Annotated in this window: 18 protein-coding genes and 1 tRNA gene; 11 read left to right on the forward strand and 8 right to left on the reverse strand. The window is 71.6% G+C overall.

What is annotated here, in order from left to right:
* Window positions 1–116 precede the first annotated feature (116 nt).
* Together ACFVYA_RS15990 and ACFVYA_RS15995 are read right to left on the reverse strand one after the other, a co-directional pair.
* On the reverse strand, window positions 117–1280 hold the full coding sequence (locus ACFVYA_RS15990) for a right-handed parallel beta-helix repeat-containing protein (RefSeq protein WP_387045624.1): 1164 nt from the start codon (window positions 1278–1280) through the stop codon (window positions 117–119).
* A 288-nt stretch (window positions 1281–1568) separates the two neighbouring features.
* Window positions 1569–1769, reverse strand: a complete 201-nt coding sequence (locus ACFVYA_RS15995; protein WP_387045627.1) for a hypothetical protein — start codon at window positions 1767–1769, stop codon at window positions 1569–1571.
* 377 nt (window positions 1770–2146) lie between these two features.
* Between ACFVYA_RS15995 and ACFVYA_RS16000 the strand changes: the two genes are divergently transcribed.
* Window positions 2147–2887 (forward strand): ANTAR domain-containing protein, encoded by a 741-nt coding sequence (locus ACFVYA_RS16000; RefSeq protein ID WP_387045630.1) that lies wholly within the window; start codon window positions 2147–2149, stop codon window positions 2885–2887.
* A 6-nt stretch (window positions 2888–2893) separates the two neighbouring features.
* On the opposite strand, the gene ACFVYA_RS16005 is transcribed toward ACFVYA_RS16000, so the two are convergent.
* Window positions 2894–3514, reverse strand: a complete 621-nt coding sequence (locus ACFVYA_RS16005) for a hypothetical protein (protein ID WP_387045633.1) — start codon at window positions 3512–3514, stop codon at window positions 2894–2896.
* A gap of 231 nt (window positions 3515–3745) precedes the next feature.
* On the opposite strand from ACFVYA_RS16005, the gene ACFVYA_RS16010 reads away from it, so the two are divergent.
* The 7 genes from ACFVYA_RS16010 (at window position 3746) to ACFVYA_RS16040 (ending at window position 9277) form a co-directional block, all read left to right on the forward strand.
* Window positions 3746–4033, forward strand: a complete 288-nt coding sequence (locus tag ACFVYA_RS16010; RefSeq protein ID WP_387045635.1) for a hypothetical protein — start codon at window positions 3746–3748, stop codon at window positions 4031–4033.
* A gap of 353 nt (window positions 4034–4386) precedes the next feature.
* The gene (locus ACFVYA_RS16015; RefSeq protein ID WP_387045638.1) at window positions 4387–4524 is read left to right on the forward strand and encodes a hypothetical protein; all 138 of its coding nucleotides are present in this window, start codon (window positions 4387–4389) and stop codon (window positions 4522–4524) included.
* 58 nt (window positions 4525–4582) lie between these two features.
* Window positions 4583–5398 carry an ANTAR domain-containing protein gene (locus tag ACFVYA_RS16020; protein ID WP_387045641.1) on the forward strand — a complete coding sequence of 272 codons (816 nt, stop codon included), beginning with the start codon at window positions 4583–4585 and terminating at the stop codon, window positions 5396–5398.
* Between the two features lie 322 nt (window positions 5399–5720).
* The gene (locus ACFVYA_RS16025) at window positions 5721–6674 is read left to right on the forward strand and encodes a hypothetical protein (protein WP_387045644.1); all 954 of its coding nucleotides are present in this window, start codon (window positions 5721–5723) and stop codon (window positions 6672–6674) included.
* Window positions 6675–7035: 361 nt separating this feature from the next.
* Window positions 7036–7602 carry a sigma-70 family RNA polymerase sigma factor gene (locus ACFVYA_RS16030; RefSeq protein ID WP_387045647.1) on the forward strand — a complete coding sequence of 189 codons (567 nt, stop codon included), beginning with the start codon at window positions 7036–7038 and terminating at the stop codon, window positions 7600–7602.
* 160 nt (window positions 7603–7762) lie between these two features.
* Window positions 7763–8500, forward strand: a complete 738-nt coding sequence (locus ACFVYA_RS16035) for a GAF domain-containing protein (RefSeq protein ID WP_387045649.1) — start codon at window positions 7763–7765, stop codon at window positions 8498–8500.
* Window positions 8501–8530: 30 nt separating this feature from the next.
* A complete protein-coding gene (locus ACFVYA_RS16040; RefSeq protein ID WP_387045651.1) occupies window positions 8531–9277 on the forward strand; it encodes a GAF domain-containing protein in 747 nt (248 codons plus the stop codon).
* A 294-nt stretch (window positions 9278–9571) separates the two neighbouring features.
* Here the strand turns inward: ACFVYA_RS16040 and ACFVYA_RS16045 are convergent, their stop codons facing one another.
* Window positions 9572–9826 carry a hypothetical protein gene (locus ACFVYA_RS16045; RefSeq protein ID WP_387045653.1) on the reverse strand — a complete coding sequence of 85 codons (255 nt, stop codon included), beginning with the start codon at window positions 9824–9826 and terminating at the stop codon, window positions 9572–9574.
* Between the two features lie 138 nt (window positions 9827–9964).
* On the opposite strand from ACFVYA_RS16045, the gene ACFVYA_RS16050 reads away from it, so the two are divergent.
* Window positions 9965–10093: a hypothetical protein gene (locus ACFVYA_RS16050; protein WP_387045655.1), complete on the forward strand. Its 129-nt coding sequence runs from the start codon at window positions 9965–9967 to the stop codon at window positions 10091–10093.
* Between the two features lie 118 nt (window positions 10094–10211).
* On the opposite strand, the gene ACFVYA_RS16055 is transcribed toward ACFVYA_RS16050, so the two are convergent.
* Window positions 10212–10284: transfer RNA gene (locus ACFVYA_RS16055), tRNA-Arg, on the reverse strand.
* A gap of 150 nt (window positions 10285–10434) precedes the next feature.
* On the opposite strand from ACFVYA_RS16055, the gene ACFVYA_RS16060 reads away from it, so the two are divergent.
* Window positions 10435–11535 (forward strand): epoxide hydrolase family protein, encoded by a 1101-nt coding sequence (locus ACFVYA_RS16060; RefSeq protein WP_285985944.1) that lies wholly within the window; start codon window positions 10435–10437, stop codon window positions 11533–11535.
* On the opposite strand, the gene ACFVYA_RS16065 is transcribed toward ACFVYA_RS16060, so the two are convergent.
* Entirely contained in the window at window positions 11532–12368 is an 837-nt protein-coding gene (locus tag ACFVYA_RS16065) for an SDR family oxidoreductase (RefSeq protein ID WP_387045658.1), read from the reverse strand. The two genes, ACFVYA_RS16060 and ACFVYA_RS16065, sit on opposite strands and share 4 nt — an antisense overlap.
* Window positions 12369–12642: 274 nt before the next feature.
* Between ACFVYA_RS16065 and ACFVYA_RS16070 the strand changes: the two genes are divergently transcribed.
* Window positions 12643–13563 carry a cation diffusion facilitator family transporter gene (locus tag ACFVYA_RS16070; protein WP_285985942.1) on the forward strand — a complete coding sequence of 307 codons (921 nt, stop codon included), beginning with the start codon at window positions 12643–12645 and terminating at the stop codon, window positions 13561–13563.
* A 28-nt stretch (window positions 13564–13591) separates the two neighbouring features.
* Here the strand turns inward: ACFVYA_RS16070 and ACFVYA_RS16075 are convergent, their stop codons facing one another.
* Together ACFVYA_RS16075 and ACFVYA_RS16080 are read right to left on the reverse strand one after the other, a co-directional pair.
* On the reverse strand, window positions 13592–14314 hold the full coding sequence (locus tag ACFVYA_RS16075; RefSeq protein WP_387045660.1) for a DUF305 domain-containing protein: 723 nt from the start codon (window positions 14312–14314) through the stop codon (window positions 13592–13594).
* Window positions 14311–15120, reverse strand: coding sequence for a DUF3105 domain-containing protein (locus ACFVYA_RS16080; RefSeq protein ID WP_387045663.1), 810 nt, complete (start codon window positions 15118–15120; stop codon window positions 14311–14313). The genes ACFVYA_RS16075 and ACFVYA_RS16080 overlap by 4 nt, the downstream gene beginning before the upstream one ends.
* Window positions 15121–15171: the final 51 nt, after the last annotated feature.

Below are 15171 nucleotides of genomic sequence, written 5' to 3' on the forward strand. Positions count from 1 at the left end.
GACCAGCTCCACCAGCTCGCCGTCGGCGTCGAACACCAGCTGGCGGGATCCCGGCCGCGGGGGCGCGCCGGACCCCCGGCGCCGGCCCGCCCCCCCCCCCCCCCCACGACGCCGGGTCAGCCGAAGGTGACCACGAGGCGGCCGTCGGAAGCGAAGGACCACTTCATCGTGCCGGCGTACGACGAGCACCGGGACCCGTTCTTGCCGGTCCAGAACTGGTCCGAACTGTCGACGCTGCCGACGGTCTTGTCGTTCGAGCCGCCACTGGCGAAGCGGCACGAAGTGTCGTTGCGGAACACCGAAGTGCCGGTGTCGAAGGAGAAGTTGCGTTCGGCGTTGTCGATGCCGACGTTGTCCGAAACGGTCATCGAGCCGGGGTTGCTGTTGTAGGTGAACCCGTGGTGGCCGTTGCGGTAGGCGATGTCGCGCCGGACGATGTGGTTGACCGCGATCTTGTCGCCGCCGAGCTTGTAGCCGTTGCGGTCGCCGTTCTTGTTGACGGTGCCGTTGCTGAGGGTGCCATTGGCGTAGGCGAGCGAGTCCTCGATGGTCACCGGGCCGATCGGGCCGGTGTCGGTCTTGGTGTAGAGGTCCCAGCCGTCGTCGATGTTGTTGTGGGAGACGTCGTAGCGGAAGACGTTGCCGGGGCCGGCGGTGAGTTTCGCGGCGAACCCGTCGGCGTCCTCGCCGTCGGAGTCGGCGTTGTCGTGCGATTCGGAGCTGACGACGAGGTTGTTCGCCGGCCACTGGTCCTTCGGGGTGCTCGACGCGATCCGGGAGATCTGCAGCCCGGAATCGCGGTTGAAGCGGGTGATGACGCGTTCGATGACGTTGTTGCTCCCGCCGACGAAGATCCCGTTGTCCCCGGCCCGCTCGACGACGATGCCGGCGACGCGCCAGTAGGAGCCGTTGACGGCGAGCCCGCGGTTGGCCGGGTCTTCCTTCATGGCCGAGAAGTTCAGCACGGGGGTCTCGCCGGGGTACGCGGAGAGGGTCTTGCGTGCGCTGGACGTGCCGCTGTTGCCCGGCGCGATGGTGACGGTCTGGGCGTAGGAGTAGGTGCCGCCGCGGAGTGAAATGGTGCCACCCGAGCCGATCCGGGTGAGCGCCGAGGGCAGGGTGGTCGGATCCGCCTGCGTACCGGCGGCGGAGTCCTTGCCGTTGGGTGCCACGTAGAGCGTGGTGGCCGCGGCGGCGGCGGACGGCGGTGCCAGCGCGGCCACCGTGACCAGTGCGGCGGCTGCTGTAAGCGCTTTCTTGATGCTTCCGTACGAACTCATGCGCGCCTCCTTGCGGGCAAGAATCGACACCGAATCCGAGAGCGCTCCCAATGACCGGGGGAACGGGATCTTCGGTGAGGCGACGGTAGCACCGGGCGCGCCGGGCGCGATTGGGCCAAGCGGGTCGTTCGTACTGAAAACGCTTTCAGAGGTCGGCCGCCCCCGGCCCCGGGGTGCTCGGCCGGGTCCGGGTCGTCACCGGCCGATCACCACCGCCCTCGGCCCGGCCGACGGCACGCACCGTCCACATCGGACACCGAGTGCCCGGCCGCGCCGGGTGAGCGGCGCCTATCCGCCTGGAAGCGGGGGCAGTGGTGGCGGATCCGCGATGCCGTCGGCGGGTTCGAGCCCGAGGACGGCGAGCAGCAACGCGCAGTCGTCGGCGTCGTTCGCCGCCGATGCCACCGCCCGGGCGCCGTGGTAGCGCTGTTCGGGGGTGAGGTCGAACGTCGTTTCCTTGAGCGGTGGTGGTCCCGCGGTGCGCCTCACGTGAACGAGAAGTGTCGAGGGCAGCCGGATTTCCGGGATTTCGCAGTGGTCATCGGTCCTCCGCCGGTCTCGGCGCTTCCGGAGGCACCGGCCGGGGCCAGGTCGGGGCGCGCGCCGGCGACCGACGCGGCGTCAGCCGCCGAACGTTCAGCGTAGCCCCGGCGGCGGGCGGCGTTGGGGTGAAGCGGGGGAAATTCCCCAGGACCACCCGCTTGGCTGACCCCCGCGCGAACCGGCATCCATAGGCTGGATGCCTGTGCCCGGAGCCGGCCACCGCCGACGGTGGGTTCCGGGTGATCCGGCAGTGCCGCCGGCCCGGAAGGGACGTCTTCGCGCCGTCGTGAAGACCTTCGACGAGCACCCTGGAGATGGTGGGCATGGCCGGCCGTGAACGACAGCTGACCCGGACGTTCGTCGCGCTGGCCGACACCCTCGCCGAGGGTTTCGACGTCGCGGGCTTCCTGCGCGTGCTGGTGCTGAACTGTGTGGAGCTGCTCGACGTCGATGCGGCCGGGTTGCTGTTCGTCGGCGAGAGGGGGAGCGCGCAGGTGCCGGCGTTCTCCACGGAGCGGGCCGGTGTTCTCGAACTCTTCCAGCTCGGCGCCGGCGAGGGCCCGTGGGTGGAGTGTCTCGCCGGCCGGGCTCCGGTCCCGGTCGCCGACATCGCCGCGGAGTCCGCGCGGTGGCCGCGGTTCGCGGCGGAGGCCGCCCGGCAGGGGTTCGCCTCGGCGCACACGGTGCCGCTGCGGCTGCGCACCCGGATCATCGGCGCGCTGGACCTCTTCGGTGCCCGGCCCGGTGCGCTGGGCACCGACGACGCCGAGCTGGCGCAGGGGCTGGCGGACGCGGCGACGATCGGCGTGCTGCACGAGCGGGCGGTCCGGCACGGGAAGGCGACGTCCGAGCAGCTGCAGACCGCCCTGAACAGCCGGGTGGTCATCGAGCAGGCGAAGGGTGTCCTTGCCGTGACCGGCCGGCTCGCCATGGACGATGCCTTCACCGCGCTGCGTGGCTACGCCCGCAGCCACAACCTCCTGCTCCGCGACGTCGCCCGCGGGCTCGCGGAACGTGAGCTCGACCCCGCCCTCGTGCTGGCCCGGCGCGACCACACGCGCTGACCGGCGTCAGCGCCGAGTGGTGAGGTAAGGCCCCGGATCGCCGCCGGCACGGGCGCCGTCGGCGAGCCAGCGGAGGAAACCGCTCCGGTCGCGGCGTTCGATTTCGTCCAGGTACTCCTGCCTGCGCTGGACCAGGCGACGGCGGCCCTGCGCATCGCGGCTGACGAGCAGCTGGAAATAGCTGCGCCGCCACGCCGTGCACAGCTCGTCGGTGCTCAGCGCGGCGACCGGACGGGCCGGCGGGGGCGGGGTGACCGCGGCGACCGCGTCAGCCGTACCGGCCGCGGGGCGGTGGGCTCTGCGCCGCAGGCCGGCCGCCAGCGCGGCGACGGCGCAGACGACCACCAGCGACGCCGTCACCCAGCCACCGAAGGCCGCCAGCATCCCGGAAACGGTGAAGCACAACGCGAAGAAGATCGCCGCGGCGAGCGCGCCCGCCCGCAGTGCCGTGATCCGCGTCCGCGCCGCGCGTGCGGTGTGCGGGGCGAGCGCGGCGACGAGGATGCCGACCGCCAGCCCCAGTACGGCGAGGCCGACGAGCTCTCCGGGTGGTGTCGTCCGGACGCCGAGCGTCGCGAAGACGCCGGCTACGAGGGCGGCCGCGGACCAGGCCGTGCGTGCGCGCATGGGTTCGCCTCAGCGTCGGGGCGGTGGCCCGGGCTGTCCGCCCGCGCCGCCTCCGGTGATCGTGACCGCCGGGGTCTGAGGCGTTGGGGAAACTTTAGCCGTTCCGGTGGCCGGGGCATATGGTGCGGCCGGACCACCCGGGCGGCGCTGTCGGCGTACCGGGATCGCCGCGTACGGTGGGCACCGCCCCGGACCCCGGCCAAGTGCCTGTCGATCGAACCGGGGAATGCCATGGAATCCGCGCTGGACGATCTGTACGACGAGTACCCGGTGGGCTGGGTGCTGACCTACCGGTGCAGGCGGACGCCCGGCCCGCCGTTCGGCGGCTGCGCGGCCGGCGTGGTTCTCGGACCGCCCGTGCGGGACGCCGGCACCGGTCTCGAATCCATCCCGCTGGCGCCACTCGGCGACGGTCCCACGGTCTGGGTCCCGGACCGGGACGTCGTGGGCATCGAGCCCCGGTGGGCACCGGCCGGTGGGGTGGCAGCCGGCGGATCACCATCCACAAAGGACAGCTGAACGGAGACCACCCGCCTGGCTGACGACGTCGCATCCCGGCCGGGTTTACCGTGGATGGCGCGTCCCGGACCCCGGCGCCCGGCGTTCGAGTGAACGGGGTGGTGACATGGGCACGGCAGAGGGCCCCGGATCCGGCGCGGACCGTGCCTGGCCGGCCAGGCACGGCGGCGGCTACCCGCCGGGCTGGCAGGTCCGGTACCGGGCTCGCCGGGACCGGACCGCTTCCGGCGCGGCCGGCCCGCCGGCGGGGCAGGAGCGCATCGGGACGATCACGGGCCCCGCTCTTCGCGACGAGCACACCGGCACCACGTGGGTGCCGGTCCGGCCCTTCTGCGCGGGCTCCGGGCACGCCGTTGAAACCGGTCCGGGCCACCGACATCCTCGACGCCTACCCACCCGGCGAACCCGATCCCGAGGAAGCCGCGGACGACGAAGCCCGGGACGACGCGGTGGTCGTCGAGCTGCCCGGCCGCGGACCCGGCGGCCACTAGGTTCGTGGTCGTGAGCCCGGGGAAAGATTCCGCTACGGTCGGAAGCCCCGGAGAGGTGATGCCGGCGTGCTCGGACGCGGCCGCGCGCATCCCCGGGTCGTCGAGCCGGGACGCGCTGAGCAGGGGGTTCGCCATCCGTGACGTGTGGGGGGAGCACTCACCGCTGGGACAGCTGTGGGCGGAGGTGACCGCCTTGGCCGGGGAACACGGCCGGGTGCCGTCCGTCGAATTCGTGTGCGAGGTCGCCGCGGAACGGTTCGGGACCGCGGGGTCCTGCCTGGTCGTGACCGGGGCGACCGGGGTGGCGAAGGTGCGCAGCGCGAGCGGTGAGCTCGGGAGCCGGATCCCCGAGATCGAGGTGACCGTGGGGGAAGGACCGATCCGGGATGCGCTGGAGCTGGCGTCCCCGGTGGTGATCGGCGACCTCGACGCGGTGCGGGTGCTGCGCAGGTGGCCGCTGTTCGCCCCGCTGGCGGTCGAGCAGGGAGCGCGGGCGTGTTTCACGTTCCCGCTGGCGGTCGGCGTCGTCCGGTCCGGCGTCCTCCTCCTGCTGAACGGCTCGCCGATCGAGCCCGAACCGGCGATCCTCCGGGAAACGCTGCTCTTCGCCGACCTGCTGCTGGCGATGATGCTGGGGGAGCAGGTCGCGGGAGGCGGACCGGCCCCCGGACCGGCGGAGGACGAGTTCCCCCTCGTCGGCCGCGAAGTGCACCAGGCGACCGGGATGGTGGCCGTGCAGCTGAACACGCATCCGGACATCGCGTTCGCCCGGCTCCGAGCGCGAGCTTTCGCCGAGGGACGGCGCTTGTCCGACCTCGCGGCCGACGTCGTCGGCCGCCGGACGCGGTTCGCCCCCGATCCGGGCACCGAATGACCTGAAGCCGGCCGCCGCCCGTTGCGCGAGCGGGAAGTGCGGCCGCGTTTTCGGCGTGGCGAATCCCGGCATTCCCGGACCGTTCTCGCAAATGCACGCGAAGATTCCCGGCCTGGCGCAGGGAACTCGGCGCGGTACCCGTCCGGCGGTTTTCCGGTGTCCCGGATCGCCTAGTATCGGGATTTCCGGCGCCGCAACGAGACCACCGCGGCCGCACCGCCCCGGACCCTGGTCGGTGAATTCCGCCCCTAGGACACGGAGGCGTTCCGATGGGTCCCCTACCCCGAGTTCCGCACGTCCGGCTCGTGACCACGGATTCCCGATGATCATCACCGCGCGCGGCGGAGAGCTGCCGCTCCGGGTCGAGGTGGGCGACCTGCGGATGCTCGAAACGACGACCCGTGCGTTCCGCGCTCTCGACTACCGCTGCGGCGGCGGAGTCTGCCGCGCTCCGCTCGCCGCACTCGGCTCGTGGACGATGCTGCTGCGCAAGGGAAGCGTTCCGCCGCGACTGCGGCGCCGGCTTTGCCGCGACCTCGCCGACCTGCACAACCTGCGGGCCTGGACGGAGTTCGACTCCGGCCACGACGAGTCCGCGCTCCGGTCGTTCGACGTCGCGGCGGAACTGGCGACGGAAGCCGGGGAGCACGATCTGCTCGCCAACATCCGCTACCGGCGGGGTCGCCTGCGCCTGCAGAACGGCGCGGTCGACGAGGCGCTGGCGGAGTTCGAACAGGGGCAGGTGGCGGCGCGGCGGGGGCGGTCCGCCCTGGCGCAGGCGATCCTCTCGGCCAACCAGGCGTGGGCCTGGGCCATGCGGGCGGACGAGTCCGCCGCGTTGCGGCACCTGGGCCGGGCGACCGACGCGTTCGCGGCCGGCTCGGCAGCGGCTCCGTGGGCGCAGTTCTTCGACGCGAACGACCTCTCCGCGATGACCGGAACGGTGTGGGCCGAGCTGGCGTGCACGGTGAACCCCCGGCACGCGGTCCGGGCACTCCCGTTCCTCGACACCGCCGTGGCCGGCTACGGCCCCGAAATGGGCAGAAGTCTTTCGCTGACCCAGATCATGCTCGCCCTCGCGCACGCTGTCCGGCGTGACACGGGGGAAGCCGCGCGGGTGGGTGCCGGGGCCATCGCCGCGGCGCGGGAAATCGGGTCGGTGCGCGCCAAAGGGCGCCTTCGGCCGCTGGAGGCCGTGGTCCGCAGCGGCACACCCACCCGGGAAGGCCGGCAGCTGCTGGTTCGCATCGCCGAGTTCCGGGCTGCGGCCGGCTGATCCCGGCCGCCGATCAAGAACGAGATCCCGGCGATTGATGGCCGGATCCGGCTGCATTGCCGGTTGTCGAGAAAACCGGACCGGACGCTCGGCTCACACAGCCGTGAGGCTCCGGCACGTATATAGTGAGACGACGCCCCAGACCTCGGCGGCCGTGGTTTCCCCGGCTCGGGCCGTCCGGTTCGAGCCCGACCGGACGGCGAGGCGCACGATGTTCGCACGCGTGGCGAGAACTTTCCCGACATTCCCCGGCTGTCTGCCGTCCATGACCACTGCGGTGAGCTCCTCCACCGGCTGGACAACGGCGCCAAGACCGGCAGTATTTCCCGTCCGTTTCTGACCACCCGGGCGGGAGGCATTCATGACGACGGTCGACGGCGGGCTCCTGGCTTCGGCGGTGGCGGGTGATCGCGCCGCCACGGAGGAATTGCTGTGCGTGCTGCGCCCGGGCGTGCTGCGGTACTGCCGCGCACGCGTGGGTGATCGGCCGCACCGCGACAGCGACGCGGAGGACTGCGCGCAGGAGGTCCTGCTCGGCGTGCTCAGGGCGCTGCCGGGCTACCGGTACGGCGCCGGGAAGTTCTGGAGCTTCGTCTACGGGATCGCCGCGCACAAGGTCGTCGACGCGCACCGGCGCCGGGACGACGACCGCAGCGTCCCGGTCGCGGAGTTCGCGCGCGTGCCTTGCGGGCTGCGGGATCCGGCACACCAGGTCGAGGACCTCGAGCGGCGGCTCCGGCTGCACCACCTGCTCGGCCTGCTGGCGCCGCAGCAGCGGGACGTCGTGATCCTGCGGGTCATGTTCGGCCTCTCCGCCCGCGACACGGCCGACGTGCTCGGGGTCGCGGGCGCGGGCTCGGTGCGGGTGAGCCAGCACCGGGGGCTGGCCGCGCTGCGCCGCCACATCGCCGCTTCGCCGGTTCCGTGACGGCGTGGCCCAGCTCGGTGGTGGGTATGATCGGCGAACGCAGCCGCGGTAGCGGAGCTGATCCGGACCCGGCCCCGTCCGAGTTGGTGTGGCGATCACGAGCACCGACCCGGAAGGAACCGAATGTGGGAACGCGAAGCGTGCCGGTGGTGGATACGCGGTGGCTGAGGTCGAGGTCCTGCGGGCGAGCGTGCTGGCCGCCCTGGCCGAGGTCGGTACCGGCAGCGGGGTCGACGTCGTCGGGCGGGTGTGCCGGTCGTGCGTGCGCCTGCTGCCGGTGGACGGTGCTGCGGTGTCGGTGATGGTCGACGCCGGGCACCGCGAAATCGTCTACGCCAGCGACGCGGTGAGCTTGGCGCTGGCGGAGCTGCAGTTTTCCCTCGGTGAAGGGCCGTGTTTCGAGGCGTACACGCTCGGTGGGCCGGTGCTGGTGCCGGATCTGGCCGCCGGGCCGCCGCCGCTGTGGCCGGTGTTCGCGGCCGAGGCCGCGGCGCACCCGGTGGCGGCGTTGTTCACGTTCCCGGTGCAGATCGGGGCGGTCCGGGTGGCGACCCTCGACACCTATCGGTCTACGCCGAGCTCGCTGAGCCCCGGCGAGCTGTCGATGGCCTTGCAGGTGGCCGACATCGCGGCGCTCGCGTTGTCGGGGCTGCGGGACGGAGGCGGTCGCTGGCTGGACGGGGACGGGCGGTGGATGGAAAGCGCGGGGATGCGGTACCGGGAGGTGCACCAGGCCACCGGGATGCTGATCGCGCACCTGGACCTGTCCGCGTCGGCCGCCTTGGCCCGGTTGCGGGCGTACGCGTTCGGGCACGGCCGTCCCCTGCTCGAGGTCGCGGCCGACATCGTGGCCGGGCGGTTGCGGTTGGACGAGGCATTCGGCGGGGATTCACCATGAAAGCAGTCGACGAACCAGGAGATGGTGGGCATGGCCGACCGTGAACGACAGGTGACCCGGGCGTTCGTCGCGCTGGCGGACACGCTGGTCGACGACTACGACGTCGCCGACCTGCTGCACACGCTGGTGCAGCAGTGCGTGCAGCTGCTGGATGTGGCAGCGGCGGGGTTGACGCTGGCCGACGAGCGGGGCGGCCTGCAGGTGCTGGCGTCCTCGACCGAGCAGGCGCGGCTGCTGGAGCTGTTCCAGCTCAACATCGACGAAGGTCCGTGCATCGAGTGTTTCACGACCAGCTCGCCGGTGCTGGTGGCCGACATCGCGGCGGCGGCGACCCGCTGGCCGCGGTTCGCGGCGGAAGCGGCCAAGGACGGGTTCGCGTCGGTGCACGCGCTGCCGTTGCGCCTGCGCAAGCAGACGATCGGGGCGTTGAACCTGTTCGGGCTGAACTCGGGTGAGCTGTCGGCGGACGACGTGGCGCTGGCGCAAGGGCTGGCCGACACCGCGACGATCGGCATCCTCCACGAGCGGGCTTTCCGGCAGGGGGAGATCCTGTCGGAGCAGCTGCAGACGGCGTTGAACAGCCGGGTGATCATCGAGCAGGCCAAGGGCGTGCTCGCCGTAACCGGGCAGCTGAGCATGGACGCGGCTTTCCAGGCATTGCGCGGTTACGCCCGGCGGAACAACCTACGGCTCAGCGACGTCGCCCGCGCGTTGGCCGACCGCGAGCTCGCGCCCTCGACCGTGCTGGTTCCTTCGGAGACCGCCCGCCTGCACTGAGCTGGGCGGGTCCTTTGTGGACTTGCGGACGGCGCTTGTCGACGGTGTGGCCTGCATCCGGGAGCAGCCGCCTCGCCGCCGGCGAGGCGGCTACGAGTCGGCCGGTTCAGCTCGGAGGGGGATCCGGCAGCCCGGCGACAGGTCGAGAGTGCGCTCGGCATGCGCCGGTGAGGGTGGCCGTGCATCGGCTCCCGGCCCTGAGACACGAATCGGCCCCTACCGTGTTCTCGCTGGCAGGGGCCTCGTCATGCTCGCCGAGGGCCGGCCTTGGCTGGCCGCGCTTCACGGACCTGATCAGTTCCCCCCGGACTTCCGCGCCGCCGCTACCCGCTGGGCCTGGACCTTCTCGAAGCCCTTGCCCTGCTCCTCGCTGATCGGCACGGCAGTCCAGTACTCACGGCCAGACTGGATGCGGTACAGCGCATCCGACCGCTCCCACCGGAGTTTGGTGGAGAAGAACTCCTCGTGCACGCCACCCGTGCGCACCACGAAGAACGGGTTCTCCACCGGGTGCTCGGTCGTGACGATCGCGAAGTATTGGTAGCTCATGGCAGTCCAATCTAGTCCCGACCGAACTCCGGGGGCCTGGTGCAGGAACGGTGTTTCCGGCTCTGGTCATGAGTGCAGGGTGGGGCGGCCCTACGACCTCCGGCCACGCCGCGGTGAGCACCTGGCTGGGTGCCGGCCGTGACGGTCGCGGAGTGGGCCGGCCCGTCCGTCGCTGTCCTGCTGGAGGTCTACGCAAGTTTCCTCGACGGCGGCGAGGAGGTTGCCAAGCGGCAAATCGAGCGCGCGCTCGGCACTCCGCCGCGGTGAGCGCGCACACGCATCGCACACAGACGCCCGGATCCGGCCGTAGTCCGTCGGGTGAGACGCGAATCGGCCCCTACCGCGTTCGCGCTGGTAGGGGCCGGTTTTGCGTGATCAAACAGGGTGCCCTCGGCAGGATTCGAACCTGCGACACCTGCCTCCGGAGGGCAGTGCTCTATCCCCTGAGCTACGAGGGCCCATCGCTGGGCGACTCCGAAAGCTTAGCGCATGCCCCGCGAGCCCCCTCCCGCAGGTGGTCCGACTGGCAACCGTGCTGGTCAGGGCGATGAAGTTGATCGATTCGGCCGGTCGTCGATAGCGTGGTAGGCCCACCTGAAGGAGCCGAGATGGCCGAGCCGTTCCAGGTAGTTCTCGATGAGGGCGATGTCGCCGATCTGCGAGAGCGGCTGCGGCGGACGCGGTGGCCCGAGGCCGAGACCGTCGATGACTGGTCGCAGGGGGTTCCGCTCGCCTACGTGCGTGAGCTCTGTCGTGACTGGGGCGAGGAGTACGACTTCGGGTTCGCGCGGCGGCTCAACGCCTTTCCGCAGTTCCGGGCCACCGTCGACGGGGTCGGCCTGCACTTCCTGCACGTCCGGTCGCCGGTGGCCGATGCGCTGCCGCTCGTGCTGACCCATGGCTGGCCCGGGTCCGTGCTGGAGTTCCTCGACGTCCTCGGGCCGCTGACCGATCCCGCCGCGTACGGGGGTGATCCCGCCGATGCCTTCCACGTCGTCGCGCCGTCGCTGCCCGGGTTCGGGTGGAGTGACAAGCCCGCGCTGAAGATCGCGCGGGTGGCCGAACTGTGGGACGGGCTCATGACGTCGCTCGGCTACGACCGCTACGGCGCCCAGGGTGGCGACTGGGGTGCCGCCGTCACGAACGCCGTGGCGCGGTCCGGCCACGTCGCCGGCGTGCACGTCAACTTCGCGCCCGTGCGGATGGACACCGCCGACCCGACACCCGGGGAGCGCCAGGCCCTCGCCGATCTCGAGGAGTTCCGGCGGAGCGGCAGCGGCTACTCCGCCCAGCAGGGCACCCGCCCGCAGACGCTCGGCTACGGCCTCACCGACTCGCCCGCCGGCCAGGCCGCCTGGATCGCCGAGAAGTTCTGGGCCTGGACCGACCACAAGGGCCGCCCGGAGGACGCCGTCGACCGGCGGCGCATCCTGGACGCGATTTCCGTCTACTGGTTCACCGCGACGGCGGCGTCGTCCGCGCGGATGTACTGGGCGAACAACGACCGCGATCTGTCCACTGTGGATGTTCCGGCCGGGGTTTCGGTGTTCCCGAAGGAGATCGTGCGGCCGTCGCGGCGGCAAGCCGAGCAGCGCTACACCGACCTGCGCTGGTTCGAGGAACTGCCCGTCGGCGGGCACTTCGCCGCGCTGGAGCAGCCCGGGTTGTTCGTCGAGCAGGTGCGCGGGTTCTTCCGGCTGGTGCGCTAGGCGAGCCAGCCACTCGTCAACCGCTGCACGGCTGAGCCGTCGCGGTCGGCGAACTTGAGTGCCGCGAACTCCTCGGCCCACTTCGACGTCTGGATGCGGAAGGCGGGTGTCTCCGCCGTCATCGCGCCCAGGATCACTTCGGCGACCTTGTCGGCCGTCTGCGCGCCCTGGAACGACTTCGTGACGTTGGCGATGTACTTCCGCAGGGAATCGGCGTACGGCCCGGCTTCGGCGAAGAGCCGCTCGCCGACGCCGACGTTGTTGACGAACTCCGTCGCGACCGCGCCCGGCTCGACGACGCACACCGTGACACCCTGCGCCGCGGCGACCGGCGCCAGCGCTTCCATCATGCCTTCGACGGCGAACTTCGCCGCGCAGTAGGCCTCGTTGAACGGCTGGCCGATCACGCCGCCGACACTGGTCACCGTGATCAGGCGGCCGCCACTGGCGCGCAGGGCCGGCATCGCGGCCTTGGTCGTCTCGGCGACGCCGAAGAAGTTGACCTCCATCGTCTCGCGAACCGCTGAGACGGGTTCCTGCTCGATCGTGCCGATGTGACCCGCGCCGGCGTTGTTGACCAGGACGTCGAGCCGGCCGTAGTCGGCGAGGACGCCTTCGAACGCCGCGCCGACGGAGCCGGCGTCGGTCACGTCGAGCGGGCGGACGTCCAGTTCGACGCCGGCCTCGGCGGCGGCCTCGTGCAGGCGGCCGGCGCGACCGGTGTCGCGCAGCGTCGCGACCGTGCGAAAGCCTCGCCGGGCCGCCAGTACCGCCGTGGCCAGGCCGATGCCGGAGGACGTGCCGGTGATCAGGGCGACGCGGTCGTTGCTCATCGGGCGACCTCGATCTGTTCAGCGGAATGGCGGAAATGGTGGTCACGGTATCGGTTCGCCGAGCCGTCCGAGTCCGCGGCGGTGGCACCTGCTCGGGTGCATCGTCGACGCCGAAGGGTGACGAGTCCGCCTGGCGGGAAACCCCGCCTGGTGGATTGGGTGGCCCGGCCGCGCGCGGTAGCTTGCCGGTGAGTGATCTTAGCCTGCCCTCTGTTGCACATATGCGCATCCGACTATATGTTTGACCCGACGGTGAACCGGGAACGGAGGCGGAATGGGTCAGGGACACGGCCACGGGCACGCGATCGCGCCGGCGAGCGCGTCGGGGCGCCACGTGCGACGGCTGGCCATCGCCCTGGGCATCGGCGCCGGGTTCATGGTGCTCGAGTTCGTCGTCAGCGTGACGACCGGCTCGCTGGCCCTGATCTCGGACGCGGCGCACATGTTCACCGACGTCCTCGGGGTCGGCATGGCGCTGGCCGCGATCATCCTGGCGCGGCGCAGCGGGCCCACGGTCAGCCGCACCTTCGGGCTCTACCGCGCGGAGGTGCTGGCCGCGCTGGCCAACGCGCTGCTGCTGTTCGGCGTCGCGGGGTACGTCCTGATCGAGGCGATCGGCCGCATCGGCGACCCACCGGCGGTCCCGGGTCTCCCGGTGCTGCTGGTCGCGGCGGCCGGCCTGGTGGCCAACCTGGTGTCGTTCGCCGTGCTGCGGTCGGGGGCGAAGGAAAGCCTCAACGTCCGCGGCGCGTACCTCGAGGTGCTGGCCGACCTGATCGGCTCGGTCGGGGTCCTGATCAGCGGCGCGGTGACGTTGCTGACGGGCTGGCGCTACGCCGACCCGATCATCGGTGTCGCCATCGGGCTGTTCGTGCTGCCCCGCACGTGGACGCTGGCCCGCCGGGCGCTGCGCATCCTGTTCCAGCACGCGCCCCAGGGCGTCGACGTCGGAGCGATCAACGCGGAGCTGGCGGCCCTCCCGGGCGTGGCGGACGTGCACGACCTGCACGTCTGGACGCTGACGTCGGGCATGGAGGTGGCTTCGGCGCACCTGACGCTGGCGCCGCCGGCGAAGCAGTCGGACGTGCTGACCGACGCGCAGAACCTGCTGTCTTCGCGGTACGCGATCGAGCACGCGACGCTGCAGGTGGAAGCGCCGCAGTGCGCGCGCCGCTGCCAGGAGCTGTCTTGGTGAGGCGGTAACGGCGCCCCGCCCAAACCGGCTAAGCCGGCAGCGGCTGAGCTCCCCGGCCGGAAAGCATCAGCTTGATCTGGTCCATCTCCGCGCCCTGCGACGTCAGAATGCTGTTCACCAGCGCCTTCAACGCCGGCAGCGTCGAATGGGCCGCCGCGTACTGGGCCATCGATGTGCCGCCCTGGTGGTGGCGCAACATCAGCTGCAGGAAATACACGTCGAATTCGCGGCCCGACAGGGAGCGCAGCTTCTTCAGGTCCGCGTCCGTCGCCATGCCCGGCATCAGCGGGCCGGCCGCCGGGTCGAGCGAGGACGGGGCCATCGACATCCCCGGCATGTCACCGTGGCCCGCCATCGGTTCCGTCATCCACTGCATCGGGGCGCCGATCGGCTGCTCGGGCCGGTCCCACAGCATGAGCCAGCCCTTCATGCGGCCGACCTGCTCGAGCTGCGTCCGCTCGATGTCGAACGACAGCTGCTTGATCTCCGGGTCGGTCGTGCGGTCGCGGGCGATGCCCGCCATCGTCACCGCCTGGAGGTGGTGCGTCGACATGTCCTGGGCGAAGCCGACCTCGACCGAGCCCGCGGCCGGGGTGGCCGCGGCCGGGTCGTCGACGGCGCGGGTGAGGAACATCCCCGCCGTCGCGCCGATCAGCAGGACCGCGAGGAGCGTCCCGCCGATGATCACCCAGCGCGACCAGGTCGGCTGCTCGGTGACCTCTTCGGTGTCGAGGCCGGCTTCGGTGGTCACTTCGTCGGCGGGGCGGAAGCGGGGGCGGAGGGCACCGGCGCGGACGACGGCATGCCCTGCTCACCCTGCGCGGCGGTGCTGCCCTTGTAGTCCATCGGCTTCGCGTCCGGGCCCGGCTTCGACGGGTTGAACGGCGGCGGGTTGTCCGGGTCGAACTGGCCCGGGACCGCGTCGCAGGACGCGCCGACCTCGGGGTAGACGCCGTTCGGGTTGCTCCGCAGCGCCGTGATGAACTCGTCGATCCGCAGGTCGTTGGCGTCGTCCAGCTTGAGCTGGTGGCCCCACGACTGCAGCGAGATCGGCTTGTCCAGGCCCGGGTAGGGCGACATCATCGTGTACGGCTTGCCCTTGGCGCGGACGCTCAGCTTGGTGAGCGCGTCACCCGTGATCTGCTGCGGGTTGTAGGCGATCCAGACGGCGCCGTGTTCGAGCGCGTGCACCATGTTCTCGGTGCGGACGGCGGTCGGGTACACGGTGCCGGTGCAGGTGGCCCACGTCTGGTCGTGCGGGCCGCCGAACGGCGGGGTCTTGTCGTAGGCGACGCGCTCGGTCGGGAGCACGTGGACACTGCCCGTGTAGGTCGCGGTCACCACGCCGGGGATGCGCTTCGAGGGGTCCGGCTCCGCCGCGGTCGGCGCGAACGACGCGGCGGCGGCCTCGCGGTCGGCCTGCTCACGCTTCGGGGCGGACTGCACCATGTAGTAGATGATCACCGAGGCGGCCAGCGCCACGATGGCGACCACGGCGATGATCGTGCCCCACGGAGTGCCCTTCTTGCTCACCACGGAACCGCGGGCCGCCTTCACCGCCGACCCCTTTTTCCGAGTTGTCCCGTTCGCCATGGCTCCCGCGTTCTC

Origin of the sequence: Amycolatopsis sp. NPDC058278 (assembly GCF_042881395.1) — a bacterium.
Lineage (GTDB): Bacteria > Actinomycetota > Actinomycetes > Mycobacteriales > Pseudonocardiaceae > Amycolatopsis.